Source organism: Corynebacterium tuingiense, from assembly GCF_046718165.1.
GTDB lineage: Bacteria > Actinomycetota > Actinomycetes > Mycobacteriales > Mycobacteriaceae > Corynebacterium.
The window spans coordinates 2,200,229-2,218,589 of sequence record NZ_CP177101.1; the positions used below are offsets into that span (position 1 = coordinate 2,200,229).

Annotated in this window: 18 protein-coding genes and 2 pseudogenes; 11 read left to right on the plus strand and 9 right to left on the minus strand. The window is 59.7% G+C overall.

Annotated elements, in window-relative coordinates; all coding sequences use genetic code 11:
• Positions 1–226: 226 nt before the first annotated feature.
• From ACLI1T_RS10435 to ACLI1T_RS10445, 3 genes and pseudogenes are all read right to left on the minus strand, one after another.
• Positions 227–610: pseudogene (locus ACLI1T_RS10435) on the minus strand (IS30 family transposase); the annotation flags it as partial.
• Positions 611–765: 155 nt separating this feature from the next.
• A complete protein-coding gene (locus ACLI1T_RS10440; RefSeq protein ID WP_411703317.1) occupies positions 766–999 on the minus strand; it encodes an integrase core domain-containing protein in 234 nt (77 codons plus the stop codon).
• Positions 1,000–1,117: 118 nt separating this feature from the next.
• Positions 1,118–1,345, minus strand: coding sequence for a DDE-type integrase/transposase/recombinase (locus tag ACLI1T_RS10445; RefSeq protein WP_411702628.1), 228 nt, complete (start codon positions 1,343–1,345; stop codon positions 1,118–1,120).
• Between the two features lie 121 nt (positions 1,346–1,466).
• Here ACLI1T_RS10445 and ACLI1T_RS10450 point away from each other — a divergent pair.
• Positions 1,467–2,683, plus strand: a protein-coding gene (locus ACLI1T_RS10450) for an IS3 family transposase (RefSeq protein ID WP_411702629.1) whose coding sequence is annotated in 2 segments (ribosomal slippage) — positions 1,467–1,728 and positions 1,728–2,683 — 1,218 coding nt in all. Because the reading frame shifts where the segments join, the coding sequence is not laid out codon by codon here.
• A 16-nt stretch (positions 2,684–2,699) separates the two neighbouring features.
• On the opposite strand, the gene ACLI1T_RS10455 is transcribed toward ACLI1T_RS10450, so the two are convergent.
• Together ACLI1T_RS10455 and ACLI1T_RS10460 are read right to left on the minus strand one after the other, a co-directional pair.
• On the minus strand, positions 2,700–3,014 hold the full coding sequence (locus tag ACLI1T_RS10455; protein ID WP_411702630.1) for an IS3 family transposase: 315 nt from the start codon (positions 3,012–3,014) through the stop codon (positions 2,700–2,702).
• Positions 3,011–3,353, minus strand: a pseudogene (locus ACLI1T_RS10460) (transposase). Before ACLI1T_RS10460 ends, ACLI1T_RS10455 begins: the two are co-directional and overlap by 4 nt.
• A gap of 29 nt (positions 3,354–3,382) precedes the next feature.
• On the opposite strand from ACLI1T_RS10460, the gene ACLI1T_RS10465 reads away from it, so the two are divergent.
• Both ACLI1T_RS10465 and ACLI1T_RS10470 read left to right on the plus strand, forming a co-directional pair.
• Positions 3,383–3,637, plus strand: coding sequence for a hypothetical protein (locus ACLI1T_RS10465; RefSeq protein ID WP_411702631.1), 255 nt, complete (start codon positions 3,383–3,385; stop codon positions 3,635–3,637).
• A gap of 80 nt (positions 3,638–3,717) precedes the next feature.
• Positions 3,718–4,083, plus strand: coding sequence for an SdpI family protein (locus tag ACLI1T_RS10470; RefSeq protein WP_126318322.1), 366 nt, complete (start codon positions 3,718–3,720; stop codon positions 4,081–4,083).
• 183 nt (positions 4,084–4,266) lie between these two features.
• Here the strand turns inward: ACLI1T_RS10470 and ACLI1T_RS10475 are convergent, their stop codons facing one another.
• Positions 4,267–5,955: a VanW family protein gene (locus ACLI1T_RS10475; protein ID WP_411702632.1), complete on the minus strand. Its 1,689-nt coding sequence runs from the start codon at positions 5,953–5,955 to the stop codon at positions 4,267–4,269.
• A gap of 34 nt (positions 5,956–5,989) precedes the next feature.
• Positions 5,990–7,117: a glycoside hydrolase family 3 N-terminal domain-containing protein gene (locus ACLI1T_RS10480; protein WP_411702633.1), complete on the minus strand. Its 1,128-nt coding sequence runs from the start codon at positions 7,115–7,117 to the stop codon at positions 5,990–5,992.
• 58 nt (positions 7,118–7,175) lie between these two features.
• Here ACLI1T_RS10480 and ACLI1T_RS10485 point away from each other — a divergent pair, with 58 nt between their 5' ends.
• From ACLI1T_RS10485 to ACLI1T_RS10495, 3 genes are read left to right on the plus strand one after another with little or no spacing between them, the layout of a single operon-like run.
• Positions 7,176–7,682: a universal stress protein gene (locus tag ACLI1T_RS10485; RefSeq protein ID WP_034657804.1), complete on the plus strand. Its 507-nt coding sequence runs from the start codon at positions 7,176–7,178 to the stop codon at positions 7,680–7,682.
• Between the two features lie 22 nt (positions 7,683–7,704).
• Positions 7,705–7,902, plus strand: coding sequence for a DUF2613 domain-containing protein (locus ACLI1T_RS10490; protein WP_023024221.1), 198 nt, complete (start codon positions 7,705–7,707; stop codon positions 7,900–7,902).
• A 14-nt stretch (positions 7,903–7,916) separates the two neighbouring features.
• Positions 7,917–11,099 (plus strand): alpha-(1->3)-arabinofuranosyltransferase family protein, encoded by a 3,183-nt coding sequence (locus ACLI1T_RS10495; protein WP_411702634.1) that lies wholly within the window; start codon positions 7,917–7,919, stop codon positions 11,097–11,099.
• On the opposite strand, the gene ACLI1T_RS10500 is transcribed toward ACLI1T_RS10495, so the two are convergent.
• On the minus strand, positions 10,987–12,138 hold the full coding sequence (locus ACLI1T_RS10500) for an acyltransferase family protein (protein ID WP_411702635.1): 1,152 nt from the start codon (positions 12,136–12,138) through the stop codon (positions 10,987–10,989). The two genes, ACLI1T_RS10495 and ACLI1T_RS10500, sit on opposite strands and share 113 nt — an antisense overlap.
• A 50-nt stretch (positions 12,139–12,188) precedes the next feature.
• On the opposite strand from ACLI1T_RS10500, the gene ACLI1T_RS10505 reads away from it, so the two are divergent.
• Positions 12,189–13,379 carry a porin PorA family protein gene (locus ACLI1T_RS10505; RefSeq protein WP_411702636.1) on the plus strand — a complete coding sequence of 397 codons (1,191 nt, stop codon included), beginning with the start codon at positions 12,189–12,191 and terminating at the stop codon, positions 13,377–13,379.
• Positions 13,360–14,838, plus strand: a complete 1,479-nt coding sequence (locus ACLI1T_RS10510) for a hypothetical protein (protein ID WP_411702637.1) — start codon at positions 13,360–13,362, stop codon at positions 14,836–14,838. Before ACLI1T_RS10505 ends, ACLI1T_RS10510 begins: the two co-directional genes overlap by 20 nt.
• Here ACLI1T_RS10510 and ACLI1T_RS10515 read toward each other — a convergent pair.
• Positions 14,732–15,841: a glycosyltransferase family 4 protein gene (locus tag ACLI1T_RS10515; RefSeq protein ID WP_411702638.1), complete on the minus strand. Its 1,110-nt coding sequence runs from the start codon at positions 15,839–15,841 to the stop codon at positions 14,732–14,734. The genes ACLI1T_RS10510 and ACLI1T_RS10515 overlap by 107 nt on opposite strands.
• Positions 15,842–15,865: 24 nt before the next feature.
• On the opposite strand from ACLI1T_RS10515, the gene ACLI1T_RS10520 reads away from it, so the two are divergent.
• The 3 genes from ACLI1T_RS10520 (at position 15,866) to ACLI1T_RS10530 (ending at position 18,227) form a co-directional block, all read left to right on the plus strand.
• Positions 15,866–16,612 (plus strand): class I SAM-dependent methyltransferase, encoded by a 747-nt coding sequence (locus ACLI1T_RS10520; RefSeq protein ID WP_411702639.1) that lies wholly within the window; start codon positions 15,866–15,868, stop codon positions 16,610–16,612.
• Between the two features lie 46 nt (positions 16,613–16,658).
• Positions 16,659–17,360: a lysostaphin resistance A-like protein gene (locus ACLI1T_RS10525; protein ID WP_411702640.1), complete on the plus strand. Its 702-nt coding sequence runs from the start codon at positions 16,659–16,661 to the stop codon at positions 17,358–17,360.
• Between the two features lie 138 nt (positions 17,361–17,498).
• Positions 17,499–18,227 (plus strand): hypothetical protein, encoded by a 729-nt coding sequence (locus ACLI1T_RS10530; RefSeq protein ID WP_232018304.1) that lies wholly within the window; start codon positions 17,499–17,501, stop codon positions 18,225–18,227.
• Positions 18,228–18,361 lie beyond the last annotated feature (134 nt).

The window sequence follows — 18,361 nt, forward strand, 5'->3', positions numbered from 1 at the left end:
CAGGGTGGGGCTGTACTGACTCTGTACCCAGCGATATGTAGCTAAAAGCGTAGCTGAAAAAGAATTTAGCGCCCGTGTGATCTGGGCTGTTATTATAGCTGTGCATCAGCTTTTCAGTTTCCTTTCTGACTGATGCAGAGCCCCCACGTTTATGGCGTTGCAGCGCCGTGGGGGTTTCTCGTTTTAGGCTGCGCGGGGCGGATTCTAGTGGTCGTGGAAACACTTTCTATGTTTCGGTTGAGTTTATCAGTGCGGCCATTTTCTCGGCTAGTGTTTGACCGTCCAGGGTTTTGCGGGGACGGCGGTTGAGTTGCATGGCGACGAATTCTAGGTCTGCTGCACTGTGGACGCTTAGGTCTGTTCCTTTAGGGAAGTACTGCCTTAGTAGTCCGTTGGTGTTTTCATTGGTGCCTCGCTGCCACGGTGAGCCAGGATCACAGAAGAACACGGGACAGTTTGTAGCTACGGAAAAGGCCTTATGGCAGGCCATTTCACTTCCCTGATCCCAGGTAAGTGAGCCTTTGAGATGGCTTGGCAAGGTAGCAATTGCTTTAGTAAGTGCTGCGTTTACTTCGGTAGCACTATGCCCATTAGGTAAATGCAGCAAAATGCATGGTATTAGTACGTCATCGGATAACTCTTTTTGGGCCAGCCTAGCCTGGGTTTCGTTTACTAGGTACTTTGGCATCGGAAAATCGATGGTGGCGTTAGGAGTTTTCGTCACGCTAAGTATGGATAGTGTCTGAAGTGCCCCGAGTTTTGTTCCTAGGCATTTGCCTTGATTTCCATTATTGCCCGTGGCGGGGTCTGCTTCCAAAATTCGGTTTCCACCTCGGCTGGGGTTCGGTATCCCAAGCTTTGGTGGAGCCTTGTCTCGTTCCACCATGACACCCACTCGAACGTCGCAATTTCTACCTCGATAACATCATTCCACCTGCGAGTATGGATGAGTTCGTTCTTATGAGGGGCCGTTAACGTTTTCAGCCAGTGCATTGTCATATAAGTCACCACACTTCCGGTGGAAGCAGTGATCCCGTGTTGGGCAAGTCGCTGGTTGTAGACCACGCTGACATACTGCGATCCGTGATCCGAATGATGAATGAGACCTGTTGTTTCCTCAGCACACACGATTGCCTGGTTGAGAGCTTGCAGCGGCAGTGCTTGAAGTCCGCATCGAGTCTGATAACGCCCACCCAACGATCCGTCGGGAGTAAACGTCGGTGACAAACGCGGCATACACAAAGCCTTTCTTCGTGCGCACATACGTAATGTCGGCCACCCACAGCTTATTCGGGCCCCGGGCTTTAAATTCACGCTCAACCAAGTCCGGGCGCAAATCAGGCACGTTAGCTTTTCGGGTTGTAATCGGTGATCCGCCTTTGCCTTTGCCAGAAACACCGGCCAGGTGAGGTTACCCTCGTTTGGTGGACACCCGATTAGTGCGGATTTTGTGTCCGTAGGAGAGGATGTTCATTGTGAGTCAACAACGCCAGAAATACACGCCTGAGTACCGGCGTGAAGCCGCAAACCTAGTAATCGAGTCAGAACGCCCGATTGCTCATGTAGCCAAAGAAATTGGTGTCGCACCTGGCCTTTTAGGCCGGTGGGTGAAAAATGAGCGTCAACGCCGAGGATCCTCTGATGGGCTAAGCGAGGCGGATCTTCGTGCTGAGAACGCTCGTCTGCGTCGTGAGCTGGCAGAAGCCAAGATGGATAACGAGTTTTTGTCAAAAGCGACAGCCTTCTTCGCCGCAAAGCAACGCGATCAGAAAAGTTCGAGTTAATGCAGCAGGAGAAGGCGAATTTCAGTATCAAGCGCATGGCGCGCTTGTTGAAGGTATCTCGGTCTGGATACTACAAATGGGCCCATATGCAGCAGCAACGCTTATCCGGTAATGATGATCGGACATCTTTTTACGATGATGTTGATCGTAAGATTCATCAGATCTGGAAAGACTCCGATGAGGTCTATGGTGCTCCGCGGATTACCGCAGAACTCGCCGATCGCTACCAGATCAGTGTGAATCGTAAGACTGTGGCTAAGCGGATGCGCCTGATGGGAATTGAAGGGATTTCACCGCGTGCTTTTGTGCCCGTGACAACGATTCAATCTAAACGTAAGTCGAGTCTTCCTGACCTGGTAAAGCGCATGTTTGATACCGGCGAACTCAACCGGGTATGGATGTCGGACATTACCTACCTGCGCACCGGCGAGGGTTGGTTGTACTTATGCGCAGTTCGCGATGGCCATTCCCGCAGGGTACTGGGCTGGGCTATGGATAGCGTGCAAGATACAAGTTTGGTCGAACGAGCACTGCGGATGGCGCATACGCTGCGCGGTGATGTTCCTGACGGGCTGGTGTTTCACGCTGACCGGGGGACGCAATATACCAGTGAGAAGCTCTGGGAGGTGTGCCGCAACCTAGGTGTTGTTCAGTCTGTGGGGCGTACCGGGGTGTGCTTCGATAACGCGATGGCCGAGTCGTTCTGGTCGACGCTGAAAACCGAGTTCTACGACCGGAAGCGCTGGCCAACCCGCGATGCTGCCCGCAAGGCCGTTGCCTACTGGATTGAAGTGGTCTACAACCGTCGCCGCCGGCACTCCGCCCTCGGGATGGTCAGCCCCGTCGATTTCGAAAACCACACCACCCAAACCAGAAACGAAGAAGAAATAGCTGCCTAACCACTAGGTAGCTTGACTAGGTGTCCACGATTTGCGGGCAACCCCACAGGCGCATCAGTCGGGTAGCGTGTTCACGCCCGATATCGATTCCTTCACGGCGAAGCGCATGCCGCATTTTCCGCACGCCGTAAACACCGTAATTGTCCCGATGAACAGCACCAATGCGTTCAACCAGCACGCCGTCACGAAGTCGACGAGCACTTAACCCACGAGCCTTGGACTGGCGATAACCACGCGAGGTGATAAACCCACCAGCCCGGTTATTTTTCAACGTCTTACAGATGAACTCGACAGAGAAACGATTCCGGTATTCATCGATGAACCGGATCATTTCCGACGTTTCGGGTCGAGTTCCGACGCGAAAAAAGCCGAGGCAGCCTTCAACAACTCATTAGTATCGCGTAGCTCTTGATTTTCACGACGTAGCCTCGCGTTTTCGGCAGCCAAATCTTCACACACAGGTTCTGGGATGCTCCCGGCACGGCGGGCCTGCTGGGTCCATTGACGAGCCGTGTGCCATGAAACCCCCAGCTTTGGGCCTACTGCCTGGCACGCGGCCTGCATCGACATATTTTCCGCCAAGATGCGGTCCTCTACGAGACGGACCACACGGTCCTTCGCATCCTGGTCAAATTTCCTTGGCATGTTCCAGATTTTCCCATCTACTCAAACGGAACAAAACCTGGGACACTTCAGACCGTGATTGCGCTAACTTGGGGTACTCTGTTGCTCGAATTATTGCTGGCAGAAGCTTGGATTTCTAATGTGCGGGCGAAAGTAATTTTGCTATTTGTCGGGATTGCCTTTCATGTAGGCATAGCTGTTTTTATGGGGTTAATTAGTTTCTCTATGGCGATGGCGGGCGCCCTCGTGATGTACTTAGGGTCCGCTACTATTTACTTTGGAGGTGTCGAAGTGGGGCGTCGGCGCTATAGATCCCACGTGCCAGATTAATTCATGCTGGCGAGTATCTCGTATTTAAATTTGCTACTGCTCAGGCCGAAAATGTTCCAAAGGGTAGAAAAGAGACTTTAATGCTTGTTTCGACAGTTTTTATCATTATTGTTTTTAATGTTTTGAGTTTGTTGTGCTTCTTCATCTCTAAGGAGTCACCCAAGGGAAGCTTTAAGTCATGGGATTACAGCAGGATGCCTGGTATCATGACGTCTAACACGTTAAGTTCTCGAGAAGCTTGGAAGGCAGCACATCGTTCTACTTCCTTTTATTTCATGCTTCTTGCTGTCTACTTTGCTCTGGGATCCGTCGTTAATCTAGTTGTTTTATGGGCAAGGGTGGATGTTAATAGCGAGGTTGTTTTCACCGTAACCATTATGCTTGGTATTGGCATGTTTTTGGGTCTTGTGATCATGGGGGATCGGGTTGCTTCGCGAATTAAGTAGGTCGGTTTTTCTTCGGGCGCTCGGTTTGATGGTAGGGCGGACTCTAGTGATTCTTCCACGTCGATAAACCTGTCGAGGCCGCGGCGGGATGCTGTGGTGAATCAATTCTCATTGTCGCCGAGGCTACCGCGCACGATGTCTTCCACCCCACGGCTAACCCATGCCCTGAGGCGTAGCCGCTAGCTAGCTACACCGCACGATGGGCTGCGGATCGTAGACCGTGGTCTTGGTCTCTCGGGAAAGCTCCTTGCCGCTGAGATCCTTGATGATGCGGGTATCGGACGTCGTAAAGCCCGGGGCACCGGATGATGGCGAACAGTCGCTGCCTGGCACGGACCTCGGTTGTGGCTCGGTCTTGGCCCAACGGCCGTTATTGATGGATTCCACCTCTACCGTCTTGGTGCCTTTCAAGCGGACAGTGATTTCGCCGCCGCCAAAATTAGTCTCGATCTGCACTGGGGTATTGAAAGTATTGGTAAATTGCAGGTCAATGGCGCCCTCGTACACGGTAGCCTCGCGGCCGGCCGGGTAGCGGGAAATGTAGTACGAGTGCGGGGTGTGCGCGGTATCCTGCATGCCCGCGAAGTACGCGGCGTTATACAGCGTGGTGGCGAACTGGGAGATGCCACCGCCCACGGCGGTACCGGAATGGCCGTCGATGATGATGCCGGATTCCACATAGCCCTGCGCGGTGCCGCGGGGGCCGGTATAGCCGTTGAGGGAGAAGGTCTCACCTGGGTTCACAACGGCACCGTTGACCTCTTGGGCTACCAGCTGAATATTGCGGCCGGAGGCAGAAGAGAAGCCACCGGTGGAGAACTCGCCCACGGTATCGTTAAACGTCGCGTTTTCGGCGTCTTCGGTGGTGAACTCGGCTGGGTCCGGCTTGTAGGTAGCGTCCCACTCGCGGTCATCGCCAGTCACGCGCTTGTCAAAGCCTTCCATGGTCGGCTTCCAGTCAATAATCTCGCCGTCCTGGGAGGGAGTGACCTGCTTGGAGCCACCAGCGAATTTCACTTTGGCGTTCACGCCAGGCACATCGGCGCCATCGGTGCGCTCTTGCAGCAATTGCTGCGCGCGGTTGCTATCGACTACTAGGTGCAGCCTACCATCCTTTTTCTCAATGCTGGTGAACTGGGAAATCTCCGGCTTATTGAGCGTGGCGGTTACGTTATTTTGGGCCTTCAAGGTTAACGGATTATCCAGGGCCTTGGCGGCGTCACCGGTACGCATCTTTTCAATGGCCGCGTCATTAATGGCCGGCTCAATTTCTTCCGGCTCCACCTGCACGCCAGCCTTATCGAGCCAATTCGCTGCCACCGCATCGTGCAATTCGGTGCCTTCTACGGTCTGCCCCAACGTGGGATCGGTGACCTTGAGCTGACCATCATTAAGCTCCAGCATGCCGTCGACCGGCTCGGTAGAAAGCTCGTCTTTTACGCGGTCAAGGGTGGGCTGCAGCTTATTATCGTCTACATCGGTTTCTACCGGGATATCTTCGGTAGAGCGAAAGAAGCTGGCCAGGCGGGTAATCGGGTTGAGCGAAGGCTCCTCAATGCCATCGACGGCGGCCTGATTATCCAAGGCCAGGCCGGATTCGGCAGGGATAAAATCAGACTGCAGTTTACCGGCGGTCACGGTCACGGGCTGGGTCTCAACGTCCTTGAGCTCGTCCTCAAGCTTGGCCACGGCGGCGGTGCGCTCCATGGCGGAGATATCCACGCCGCCAACGGAGACGCTGCGCGGGATCTTGTCCTGGTTTGCTATGACATCCCAGGCATAAGCGATGCCCGCAATGAGGACAAAACCCACGATCACGCCAAGCGTGATGAGCCAGCCCTTTGCACCGTTTTTTCCTTCTGCCTTCTTCACGCTTTAAAGGTTAACGGGTGCAGGGGCGTTTTTCCTAGTCGCTGTCCCCAGTGTGGACATGGTGGGCGGCTTCACCAAGGCGCTCAGGGTTCAATCTGCCCTCATCGACTGCGCCCACGACGGCATCGATCACGGCGTTGATATCGGCCTCGGTGGACCACAGGGGCATGTCGGCACCGGCGGCGAGGGAGGTAATGACGGCATCGGCAAGCGGAAGCGAGTCCGAAATGGCCGCCATGCCGCCAATATCATCGGTATAGATGGTGCCGTCATAATCTAAGGCCTCGCGGGCAAGGCCATAGGCCTCCGGCAGGATGGAAGCAGGGGTCTGGCCATCGCCCAGGCCCGGCACCGCGAGGTGGCCCATCATCAGCGCCGCATTCGGTGCTGCGGGCATGGCATTCCGGAAGGGAATGAACTCATGGTTCTCAAGCTCTTCGAGCGGCGGGGTAATGGCCTCCGCCAGGTGGGTATCGCCCGAGGCTCGTCCATGGCCTGGGAAATGCTTGAATACGGCCTTGACCCCGGCTGCATCCAGCCCGCGGGCGAAGGCGGCGCCGTATTCACCGGCTTGGGCGGGATCGGTGGAAAAGGCGCGATCGCCCACAACCTCGAGGTCATCCCCATCGACATCGAGTACCGGCGCGAAGTCCACGTTGATGCCGTAGTCCATGAGGCGCTTGCCGATGTCCCCTGCCAGCTGTTCTACCTGCTCCGGCGAGTTTTCCGCCGCCATCTGCTGCGCGGAGGGATATTCGCCCAGGATTTCTGAAAAACGCTGCACGCGCCCGCCCTCGAAGTCGATGGCGACCTCAAAATCGCGACCTACCTCCGCACGCAGGGCGTTAATATTCCGGCCCTCTTCTTCTAGCAAGCCAGGATCCGCCCAACTGGGGATGAAAATTCCTCCCACGCCGGCCTCCAACTTGGCTTTGGCATCCTCATAGCTGGTCGCCGGCGGCATAAGAACCGAGGCGGCGGTGGCGCGAATATCCTCCGGCGCTGGTGCTGGGACCGCATCCGTGGCGGATGCGGCGGTATCGGACGACGAGGGCGCGGGAGCCGCGGAGTCGTGTGCCTTGTCCTCCTCCGAGGTGGAATTAGAGCAGGCGCTAAGCACCGCCACGAGGCCCAAGCTGGCAATGATGCGGGAATATGTCATGCCTTCCAGTGTGCAGCATTCCTCGCGAACTGTCCCAAGCGGTGGGTAGACTAGTGACATGAGTAACGGCAAAACAATGTTAATTGCCTATGATGGCACCGAACGCGCCGACCGCGCCTTGGAGTACGCCGCACAGCTTTTACGCCCCTCCACGGTGGAAATCCTCACCGCTTGGGAACCGGTGGCTCGCCAAACCGCACGCGCCGTGAGCCGCACGGGCATGCACCAGTCCACCGTGTCCCCCGATAGCGTGGAAGACGATCCCGCCTACGAAGAGGCTCTGAAAATCTGCCGCCAAGGCACCCAATTGGCCGAAAACCTAGGCCTAGCCGGTCGCGCCCACCTCGTGGAATCCGCCACCACCATATCTTCGGCGATCGTGGATGCCGCGCACGAGCTTGACGTGGATGTCATCGTGACCGGCACCCGCGCGCTCACCGGCTTTCGCGCCTGGTGGACCAACTCCACGGCGGACCAGATCGTGCGCAACGCAGGCCTACCCGTCTTTATCGTCCCGCAAGAAAACGATGAAGACGCGGAAGATGACGATCCGGAATACTTCTAAGTAGCTGCTACTATCTTTAGCCATGGCTCTGGAATCCGATTCTTTAAACAAGCGCACCCTCGGCCCCGCTGTGGGTAGCGCTGTTGTGGGCATCGCCCTGGGCATTATCACCATCATCGGCATCGCCCAGTTCTCCGGCAGCGATACCGTGCCCGAGGGCAATGCGGTCTCCGCCGATGATGCAGTGCTGGGCGGGCCTGAATACGGTTCCCGCAATTAGATGGGCGCACCGGCGTGCATGACCGGACCAATCAGCTCCCCCGGGGCCCACATAGCGGTTCCTATGTACACCGCTACCGCACACTAGCCCGCGCCCTACGCCACCGCTGCGCGCGCCTTTCCCGGCCCTACCCGCTCGGCATTATTGCCTTGGCGCTCATCCTCGCGGTACAACCGTGGGGGCTGACCGCCGCCGATACCAAACACGATCTGGCCGCCAACCCGTGGCACTTCCTGCGCGGCGCGCTTGATGCCTATACCGATATCTTTACCCTGGGGCAGCTGCAGAACCAGGCCTACGGTTACCTCTTCCCACAGGGCCCCTTTTTTGTTTTAACCGAGCCCCTGCCGGATTGGATAGCCCAACGCCTGTGGTGGGTGCTGGTCTTAAGCGTGGGCTTTAGTGGCTTTTACAAGCTGGCCACCCGGATAGGCCTGCGCGGCCGGTGGGTCTGGGTGGCGGCGATGCTCTATGCCCTGTCCCCGCGCTCGCTGTCCACGCTGACGGCCATTTCTTCTGAAACCTGGCCGGTCATGCTAGCCCCGTGGGTCATCCTGCCCTTCCTGCGGGAAAAACTCACCTGGCGCGATGCTGCCGCCGCCACGATTCCCGTGGCGCTGATGGGCGCGGTCAATGCCACTGCCACGCTCGCGGCGTGCACCCCGGCGCTTGTCATCGTGGCCTACCGCCGCGCCTTCAAGCCCGGCGCGGCTTGGTTGCTTGGCTGCCTGTGCGTATCCGCGTGGTGGATTGGCCCGCTTATAATCTTGGGCCGCTACGCCCCGCCGTTTACGGAATTTATCGAATCCTCCCGCGTGACCACCCGGTGGCTGAACCTGCCGGAAATCCTGCGCGGGACGACGAGCTGGTCGCCGTTTGCGGATGCCGAGCGCATCGCCGGCAACGAGCTCGCGACCTCTGCCTTCTTTGTCCTTATCACCATGGCCGTGGCCGCGATAGGCATTTATGGCCTGTGCCGACTGCCCCGCGTGTGGTCCATCATGCTCATTACCGGCGTGGCGATTTTGGGCTGCCAGGCGGCGTGGTACCTCGACGCGCTCGATGGGGCGCTGGCTCCCCTGCGCAACCTGCACAAATTCGATCCGTTGGTGCGCATCCCGCTGCTGTTGGGCTTTGCCCGCGCCTGCCAGCGCCTGCCGCTGCCCACTGGGCTGCGGCCCACCAAGAAGCAGACCGTGGGCGCGCTGGTGCTGCTCGTGTGCATCAGCGCCCTCTCCCCAGCCTGGTCGCAGCGGCTGCTGCCCTTAGGCGCCTATGACGAGGTGCCGGACTATTGGCACCAAGCCACGGACTACATCAACGAGCACGCGGAGAATACGCGCACCCTGATCTATCCTGAGGCCTCCTTCGCGCGGCAAGAGTGGGGCTGGACCCGCGATGAGCCGGCGCAGCCGCTTCTTGATGTCCCCTGGGCCGTTCGCGATGCCATTCCCCTCGTACCCCCGGAGGCCATACGGGGCCTCGATGGCGTGATGACAGCGCTTGAGGAGGACCCGGCCAGCGGCGTGCGTGCCTTGCAGCGCCTAGGCATCGGTGCGGTGATGGTGCGCCACGATCTCTTTGGCGCCGATAATGACACCTTGAGCAGTAAATTTGGCGGTGAGGTGCATACTTTTGGCGAGGTCGATGTGATTATGCTCGAGCAGCATTCCATGGCATTGACCTCAACCGATCCCGTCCGCGTGGCTGGTGGCGGCGAGGCGCTGGCCTTCCTCGATGCCCATAATGGCCCGGCCGCCCGCGAACTGGTGGACAAGGATGCCGATATCGTCACCGATACCCCCACGCTGGTGGATCGCAATTACGGCACGCTCCATGGAGCCGCCTCGGCGCCGCTATCCACAGACGATCCCAGCCACGTTTATAACCGCCTGCGCGATTATCCCTCCGCCGGCCCGCTGACCACGGTGGAGACCCACGGCGGCGATGTGGAGGTCTCTTCTTCTGCCGCCGACGCCACCGCCTTTGGCGGCGCCCAACCGGAAAAGTCCGCCACCGCCGCCGTCGATGGGGAAAATTCCACCGCCTGGTGGCCCGCGCCCGGCGACGATGAAGGCTGGATCGAGCTGCGCGGTGACTTCAGCCAACCGCGCCTAAAACTCATGGCCACCAGCTCCACCACGGTCACGGTGCGCTCGGGTGGTGCTGCAGTAGAGGTGGATCTCCAGCCCTTCCGCTCCAAGACGGTGCGCGTGCCCGGCGGGGATTCCCAGGCCATCCGCGTGGAGCTATCCCACCGCACCGGCATCGCGGAACTGGAGGTAGAAGGCCACCCCATCGAGCGCGTGGTGACCGTACCGGATACCTCGCCGAATGTGCACCAATTCTTCTTCCAGCAGATGGTGCACGATACCGGTGTGCTCATTCGCGATGTCACCGTGCCGCGCCGCATGGAGGTCACCGTGGATTCCACCAAGCCGGTGCTCATCGATTCCCACCGGTACTCCCCCGGCAGCACCCTGAGCCTCGAGCCCGGCGTCCACCGCGTGCGCACCACCGGCGCGTGGGTGTCCATGACGGAGAAGGGCTGGACCCCGCCGAGCGATTATCGCCTCACCGATTTTTCTATCGCTGCTGCAGAGGATGAGCGTCTGCTCATTACCGGCCGCGCCTTTAATAAGGGCCTGCGCGGGTTTATAGGCGATACCGAGCTCGCCCCGTACGAGATCGATGCCGCCACCCAGGCATTTATCGTCCCTGCGGGCACGCATGGGGAATTCCGCATGACCTTTAAGGCGCAGCCTGCCTACCGCGCCGCCCTGCTCTTTGGGGGCGCGCTGGGCCTGGCCGCGCTAGGGTTCTGCCGGCTTTTCGCCGCGCGCCGCAGCCCGCAGCCCACCTGGCACCCACATCCTGGCGGCATGGCCTCTGCGGTGTACTCGCTGGTCTGCCTGGCACTGGTGGGGTGGCCGGCAGTACTTGCGGGCATGGCCGCCTGGCTCATCGTGCGCTGGACCACCATTCCGCGGGCCTTTTTGGCCAGCGGCGTGGTAGCGGCGGCCGGGGCCATCCTCGCCCGAGCCCCGTGGACCTCAGGGGCCTATGCCGGCGATTCCGTGCTGCTTATGTGCTTATGTGCCGCGGGGCTGGCCTGCCTTTTCGCCGCCGACGGCCCTGGCCCCGGCCCCGGACCCGGCCGCGGCCCATCAGAAGGTCGCGGCCCGGGCGCTCGATAAGCGTGTAGCTCGCCGCAGAGACCACAACGGTGCCTATCACCGTGACGGCAAGGATCACCCAAAAATCCAGCGGTTTCCCGCTAAACAGCGCCACCCCGGTCAGCGGAAAGGCCACGGCGAGCACCGCCACGTGCCACAGGAAAATGGAATAGGACCACGCGCCCAGCGCCTGCATCAGCGGCGAGGTAAGCCACGAGGTTCCACGTGGAACCAAGGCCACCGGCACTACCACGCAGGCCGCGAATACCGCCCCGGCGATGATGCGGCGGGCAAATTCCGCCGGCTCCGGATGCACCAACCCGGCCGGCCCAAACCAGTCCCGGCTCGCTACCCATAGCACTACTGCCGCCAGCACAACCCAGGCCCAGCGCACCTGCAGGAGGCGCGCCGTGCGCTTGCCGATGCCCCTTTCTTCCACCTCCGCCGCCAGCATGCCCACCGCGAACCACGAGGCATAGGCCGGTGGCCAGATTTGCGAGTTGACCTGGTCCTCGCCGTAGTCCGCGACAAAGGGGATAAATCCCCAGCCCCAGCTCAGTACGGCAACGCCGGCGATAACGGCCATGCGCCAGCGCTGCGGCAGGCTGCCAAGGGCCCACACCAGAAGCGGTAGTACCAGGTAAAAGAAAAACTCCACGCAGAGGGACCAGAGGTGGGTAAGGCCCGGGGCAAGGCCATCGACCACATAGATCTGCGTGGAGGTCAGGTTGGCGAGGATCTGGGTGGGGGTGATGGAGTGGGCATCGGGAAGCAGCAGCAAAACCGATACCACGCAGGCGTAATAGGCCGGTGCCAAGCGCGCGATGCGGGAGTGGGCATAGCCGCGCACTGTATGCAGCCCCCGCCGGCGCCACAATAAAAAGGCGCTGAGGGCGAAAAAGACGGCGACGAAGAAATCGAAACGCCCGGCAAATCCCCACCCGGTGCCGGTTTGGAAGGATACGTGGGTGACAATGATCCCTAGTGCTGCAACCGCGCGTAGGCCGTCTAGCTCCGGCAGGTGCTGGGGTAGTCTTTTCACAGATGCCTGCGTGCGCACGCTTGCTCCTTTACCCCGGAAACCTGAAACTGATTGGATATAGTACTGCAATGAGCCGCTACCTTTGGCCACGCTCGCCACGGACGTGGGTTGTCATTGCCGCAATCATTTTCCTCCTCATTGGTACCCTCGCCCCGACCCTCTACAATAACCGGACCCGCCCGCTGGGCTTGGATCAAGATTTTTCCACCTCGAGCGGACCCACCGATGCGGTATGGATGGACGTGCGCGCCCTCATGGACGGTGAAGCCCCCGCTACCGCATCCGGCGATGACCCGCGCTGCGCCGACAAATCCGCCCCGATGTGGTGCTACCAGCACCACGGGCCGCTGACCTTGGAGCGCACCATTGCCACCGGCGAGGTAGACGATGATGACACCATCGCCACCACCGATTCCGTAACCAGCCTGCTTGCCGGAAAAGACGGGGACTCCCAAGAGGAAATCGCCTCCGTTGATCAGCACTCGGTGCTCAACCGCGAATCCACGTTCCCGGTAGCGGATCCGGTCAATAAATGGGCCCTCGCCCTGCCCGAGTTCAACGCCGATCTGACCCGGGAGGACTTCGAACGAGACGGCCTGACCTATTTCTTCCCCTCCGGTACCGAGCAGCGCTCCTACGCATTTTTTGATTTCCTGGCCCAGGAATCCACGCCGATGGACTTTACCGGCGACTCAAAAATGGATGGCATCCCCATCTATTCCTATCACCAGGACTTACAGCCGCTGCCGCTGAAGAACACCTTTAGCAATATCAGCGCAGATTTGGGCAGCACCACTAAAACGGACGAGCTGAAATCCGGCGATTTCCAGTTGAAGGGTCCCGCCAGCCGTTTTTATGACCGCCACTCGCGCGAGCTTTTGGACTTGGATGCGGATGCGACCGTCATTGTCGAGCCTTTTTATACCGTAGGCCGCGATATTTCGGTCGAGCCCACCACCGGCACCATCGTGGATGTCCGGGAAAACGTCAAAGTCTTTTTCGCCACCGATATCCAGCAGGCGGGAACCCTGATCGCAGAGGATGACACAGAGGATCGCTCCGTGCTGGCAGCGGATTTCCGGTGGTCAGAGGACACCCGCTCGGAACGCCTCGCTGAGGTCCGCCCGGTAATCTACGCCATCCGGGGGCTGATGGCCGTTGACTGGCTGGGCAAGGCCATCGGCGTTTCCCTGCTCATTTTCGCCGCCTACCAGTACATGCGCCGCCACCGTGACGCCCATGATGCCGCGCACGCCTAGGCGCATCCTCCTCGGGCTGTGGGGAATTCTTCTCGTGGCCGCGGTGTGCTGGCCCTTCGCACTGCCCGGTGAATTCCTCTGGCGCGATATGGTGCTCTTAAACGATCCGGGGCTTACCCCATCCGCGCTGGGTGCGGGAAGCCTGCCAGCCCGCAACGCACCACAAGATGGGTTTTTGGCATTACTCGGCGGCGCGTGGACCGCCCGGGTCCTTATCTTTACCGCCGCTGGGGCCGCCGCTCTCACCGCCGCGCTGTGGTCTCGCACCACGGTAGCGGCGCTGGCCGCGATGACCATCGCGGTGGCCAATCCCTTTGTCATCGAACGCCTCCTGCAAGGCCAGTGGTCCTTGGCCATTGCGGCCTGGTTACTCCCGGTCATCGCCTGGGCGGGGCGCCGCCACAGCTGGCTGGCATGGCTGGCCATGTGGGGAGCATCGCTTACCCCCACCGGCGGGTTATTTGCGGTGGTCACCGCCCTGTTTACCTGCCGGAAGCGCGTGGCCCTGGCGGGCTGCCTCTTGTGGCTGCCGTGGCTGGTTCCAGGTCTCTTCCAACCCAGCGTGCCCGGCGATGCCGCAGCCGCCGTCGCGGCCTTTTCCCCGCGCGCCGAAGAACACGTGGGCACGGTGGGCGCGCTGCTGCGCCTCGGCGGAATCTGGAATGGCGAGGCCGCCCTGGGCTTGGCCGTATTCGGCCTCTTCGTCGCAGTCCTCGCACTGGCGGGCGCCCACCGCGTCCCGGCGCGCTTGACCGTCCTAGCCGCGCTGGGCATAGGTGGGGCGCTGGCATGTTGGCTACTGCCCGGCATGCTGGAATGGGCCATCGATAACGTTCCAGGGGCGGGACTCTTGCGCGATAGCCACAAACTCACGATGCTCGCGCTGCCGCTATACGTTGCCTCCATCGGTGCGCTGCCACAGATTCCAGCCGCGCTGGCGCTGGTGGCCGCCACGATCCAGGTCCTTCCCGCCCCGTCCCGCCTTGCCGTGCTTACTCCCCGCGATACCGGGGTGGATGAGCAGTTGGTGCGCGATATCGACGGCCGCCTGGCGTTTTTCCCTGAGCGGCCCAATTTGGTGGAGATTCTCACCGGGAATGGCGGTCCGCATGGGGAGACCCCAGGAGTCGCGGTCGATCCCTATTCCAAGGCCGTGCCCATGGTGGAATCCGGCGAGCTCAGCGTGGACGGTGAGGTCATCGATCAGGCCTCGCCGCAGTACCGCGCGGCGCTGCGCGCCTGGCAGGACCAAGATATGGCAGGCCTTGCGGAACTTGGGGTGGGCGTCGTGGTGATAGATGGCGCCATCGCCGCAGAGACCGACGCCCCGCGCCCCGAGCTGCCGTGGGCGCTTACCGCCCTGTGGATGACCGCCCCGCTACTAGGTCTTGGAGCAATTGCGCAAAGGCAGCGCCGGTCTTCTCCCACGAAAAGCGCGCGGCAAACTCCCGGGCATTAGAACCTAAGCGCCGGCGCAACTCCGCGTTCTCCAATAACTCTTGGGTGGCCGCCACGAAGTCGCCCTCTTCTTCTACAAGGATCCCGGTCTCACCGTCGATTACGCTATCGCGCAGGCCAAATGCATAACCTACTGTGGGAACCCCATGTTGGGCGGCCTCCATGACGGCAAGGCCCCAACCCTCTTTGTGGGAGGGCATGAGGTGGGCATCGGCACGCGCGAGCAAGGCGTGCTTATAGTCTTCCGTAACCTGGCCACGAAAACGCACGCGATCCGTCACGCCGAGCTTTTCGGCATAATCGCGCAGGTTCGACTCCCACCAGCCCGAGCCAATCACATCCAAAACCGCGCCCGGCGTGCGCGCCACCGTATCCATGGCGTGCTCGATCTGCTTGTGTGGGACTAGCCGCGAGAGTGTCACCAGGTGCTTATCCGCCTCGCGCTCGAGGGAAGGCACGTGCGCCGGAATGGGGTCCAAACCATTGGCGATGATCCGTGCGCCCTCAATGCCGAGCGCCTCCAGATCCTCGCGCGAGGCCTGCGAGACCGTGACGTAGGTCGAATCCCGATATACCCGCGGTGCCACGCGCGATTCCAAGAACCAGCCCAGCCGCCCGAGCACCGGACCGGCCACGGGCCACTGCTCGCGGTGGCAATGATGCGTCAATAGCACCGTCGGCGCGCCAGAAATCAGCCGCGCGAAGAAGGGAATGCCGTTTTGGGTATCGACCACCACATCGACCCCGCGCAGATCCCCCAGGCCTAGTCTTCCGGCCACAATGGCCGCCCACGCGCGCGGGTACACGCCGAACTTGGCGCCGCCGCGGCTATAGCGCACGCCATCGCGGACTTCCCGGCGCGCCGCATTCATGTGCTTGGAGGTGCGAAAGACCACCTCATGGCCTTGTGCCGCCAAGTACTCCCCCACACGTTCAAGGTAGCGTTCGGAGCCGCCGCCCTGCGGGTGGGTGGAATCGCGCCAGCAAAGTAGAAGAATTTTCATCGTGGGGTATTAGCCTAGTGGTTTATGAAACATACCCGCGACATGGCCACGCTTTCCCGCTCTTGGCGGCTATTGCGGTCCTTCCGCTTTGAACAAACCCGCCCCGATATTTTCTACGGCGGCTTAGCAGAAGATACGGCCATGCTGGTGGAAAACTTGGGCCACGACTTGGGCGTGCCGCTTGCCGATGCCCTCGTGCTCGACGTAGGCGGCGGCCCCGGCTATTTTGCCTCTGCCTTTGCGAACCGGGGTGCGTCCTACGTGGGACTGGAGCCCGATGCCGGGGAAATGTCCGCCGCTAATATCCGCTTAAGCAATTCCGTGCGCGGCGACGGCACGCGCCTGCCCTTCGCGGACGATTGCTTCGATATGGTTTATTCCTCCAACGTGGCCGAACATATTCCCCGCCCGTGGGAGATGGGTGAGGAGATGCTACGCGTTACCCGCCCCGGCGGGCTGTGCATCTTCAGCTATACCGTCTGGCTCGGCCCCTTCGGCGGCCACGAAACCGGGCTGTGGGAGCACTACGCGGGCGGCGAATTCGCCCGCGACCGCTATACCCGCCGCCACGGGCACCCGCCCAAGAATGTCTTTGGCACCTCGCTATTTAATGTCCCCTGCTCCGCCGGCCTTAACTGGGCCGAGTCCACCGGCGCGCTCAAACTCGCTTTCCCGCGCTACCATCCCAGCTGGGCGTGGTGGCTGACCAAGGTTCCTGGCCTGCGCGAATTGGCCGTATCCAACCTGACGCTGGTACTACAACCGGACTAGACCGCGCCACAGCTCGCACCGAGGTTGTCCTACTATACTGCTCAGCATGCCGGACCAACTACAGCGCTCACAGCTCTCCCCCACCGTTCGCGGAGCTCACCTGGGGTGGGCCGTAGCCAGCGTCGTCGCCACATTTGCCGGTGCGGCACTCATTGGCATCGCCTGTGGCCTCATTACAAAGAGCGGTTCCTGGGTCGCCTTTGGCATCGCCATCGGCGGCGCCTTCTTCGGCTTGGGAACGGTCTGGTACGGATTTTCCCGCCGCTTGGGCTGGTCGTGGCGCGATGCCGGGTTTGTGAAATCCGAGCATTCCTTATGGCACCTGCTGTGGTGGATTCCCCTCGCCATCCTGGGCTCTGGTGCGGCCACGGGCGCCGTCAATGCACTCCTGGGCAGCGAACCAGCCGGCAATAACCTTTCCGCCGGCCTAAAGATCAGCCCCGCCGCCACCATCATGGTGGTACTCAGCACCGCGCTTGTCATTCCCCTCGTAGAAGAGGTGGCCTTTCGCCGCGTCCTATTGGATTGGCTGCAAAATTCCATGCCCACCTGGGCGGCAGCGCTTATCACCACCGCCGTCTTCGCCCTCGCACACGGCATCCCCGCAGTAATGCTCTACATCGCATTCTTTGGCACCTTCTTAGTGCTAGCGCGCCTCTGGTTCAAGACACTTACCGCTCCCCTGTGCATTCACATCGCAAATAACACGGTCGTGGCAATCACGGCCCTAGCGGGACTATCAGGCTAAGCAGTCCCTGCGCAGCGGGAGAAAACGCTAGTTCAGTAGCCGAGGTGGAAACTACGTCCAGAATGCTTCAATGTACCCAGAAGTACGGAAAGGTTTCTACAGTATTTTATGGACACAACTTCTGGCACCATGGAGAGAGTGAAGAGCTCTAACCGCAAGAAGATCATTGAAAATTTGGGCAAACCCCGCATTGAGCCGTATCTAGAGGCTGCAAATGGAAATGAGAAGCATGCACTTGCTCTTTATCGTTGGGGCGTTGAGATGACTGCCTCCGTTCAAGAAACACTGGGTATTACCGAGGTTTTTCTTCGTAATTCCATTGATACACAATTGCAAAAGTGGAACAGCGAACAACTTGGACAACGCAGTACCAGTTGGCTCCTCGAGGCCCCAGCAAGGCCTTTACGTAGCCTAACGCAAGGCAAGAGGTTAGAAGCTAAAAGGCGGGCTCAGAAGTCAGCAGATCGTCGCCCTGCTAGTCATTTTCGGCATGGGCAGGCGATTACACACGATGATGTGCTTGCTCACACGATGTTCGGGATGTGGAAAGATATCCTCCCTAATCATGCACCTGGCGCAGATCCGGAAAAGACCGAAAATAAAAACCGCTTCACCTTATGGGAAGGGGCAGTAAAGGACGCTTTTCCTTTCGCAGATGATTTAAGTGGCGAAAAGACTTACTGGAGAGTTGCCCACCTGCACGATCTTCGGAATCGCGTCTCACACATGGACAGTCTGTTAAACGTAGATATTTTGGACGTTACCAAGGATGCCTTTACCCTAGCAGAAAGTATTAATTCTGCATTAGCCAGTTGGTTGACCAGTACTAGCACTGTTAGTGCAGTACACAAGAAACGACCGATATAAGAAAAGGCCAACAGGCGCTTTTCGTCCTGTTGACCTTTTCAACTCATGACAAGGGAACCTGTCCTTGCCTTCTCTGATCCTTAGCATACATGATTTGCATACCTGTGACAAACCGACCATCGAAGTTGGTGAAA

Excerpts from the sequence above, each read along its gene's own strand:
- ACLI1T_RS10455 (WP_411702630.1), bottom strand. The coding sequence starts at position 3,014 with ATGATCCGGTTCATCGATGAATACCGGAATCGTTTCTCTGTCGAGTTC.
- ACLI1T_RS10480 (WP_411702633.1), bottom strand. The coding sequence starts at position 7,117 with ATGACATATTCCCGCATCATTGCCAGCTTGGGCCTCGTGGCGGTGCTT.
- ACLI1T_RS10505 (WP_411702636.1), top strand. The coding sequence starts at position 12,189 with ATGAGCCGCTACCTTTGGCCACGCTCGCCACGGACGTGGGTTGTCATT.
- ACLI1T_RS10440 (WP_411703317.1), bottom strand. The coding sequence starts at position 999 with ATGACAATGCACTGGCTGAAAACGTTAACGGCCCCTCATAAGAACGAA.
- ACLI1T_RS10490 (WP_023024221.1), top strand. The coding sequence starts at position 7,705 with ATGGCTCTGGAATCCGATTCTTTAAACAAGCGCACCCTCGGCCCCGCT.
- ACLI1T_RS10525 (WP_411702640.1), top strand. The coding sequence starts at position 16,659 with ATGCCGGACCAACTACAGCGCTCACAGCTCTCCCCCACCGTTCGCGGA.
- ACLI1T_RS10520 (WP_411702639.1), top strand. The coding sequence starts at position 15,866 with ATGAAACATACCCGCGACATGGCCACGCTTTCCCGCTCTTGGCGGCTA.
- ACLI1T_RS10470 (WP_126318322.1), top strand. The coding sequence starts at position 3,718 with ATGCTTGTTTCGACAGTTTTTATCATTATTGTTTTTAATGTTTTGAGT.
- ACLI1T_RS10485 (WP_034657804.1), top strand. The coding sequence starts at position 7,176 with ATGAGTAACGGCAAAACAATGTTAATTGCCTATGATGGCACCGAACGC.
- ACLI1T_RS10515 (WP_411702638.1), bottom strand. The coding sequence starts at position 15,841 with ATGAAAATTCTTCTACTTTGCTGGCGCGATTCCACCCACCCGCAGGGC.
- ACLI1T_RS10510 (WP_411702637.1), top strand. The coding sequence starts at position 13,360 with ATGATGCCGCGCACGCCTAGGCGCATCCTCCTCGGGCTGTGGGGAATT.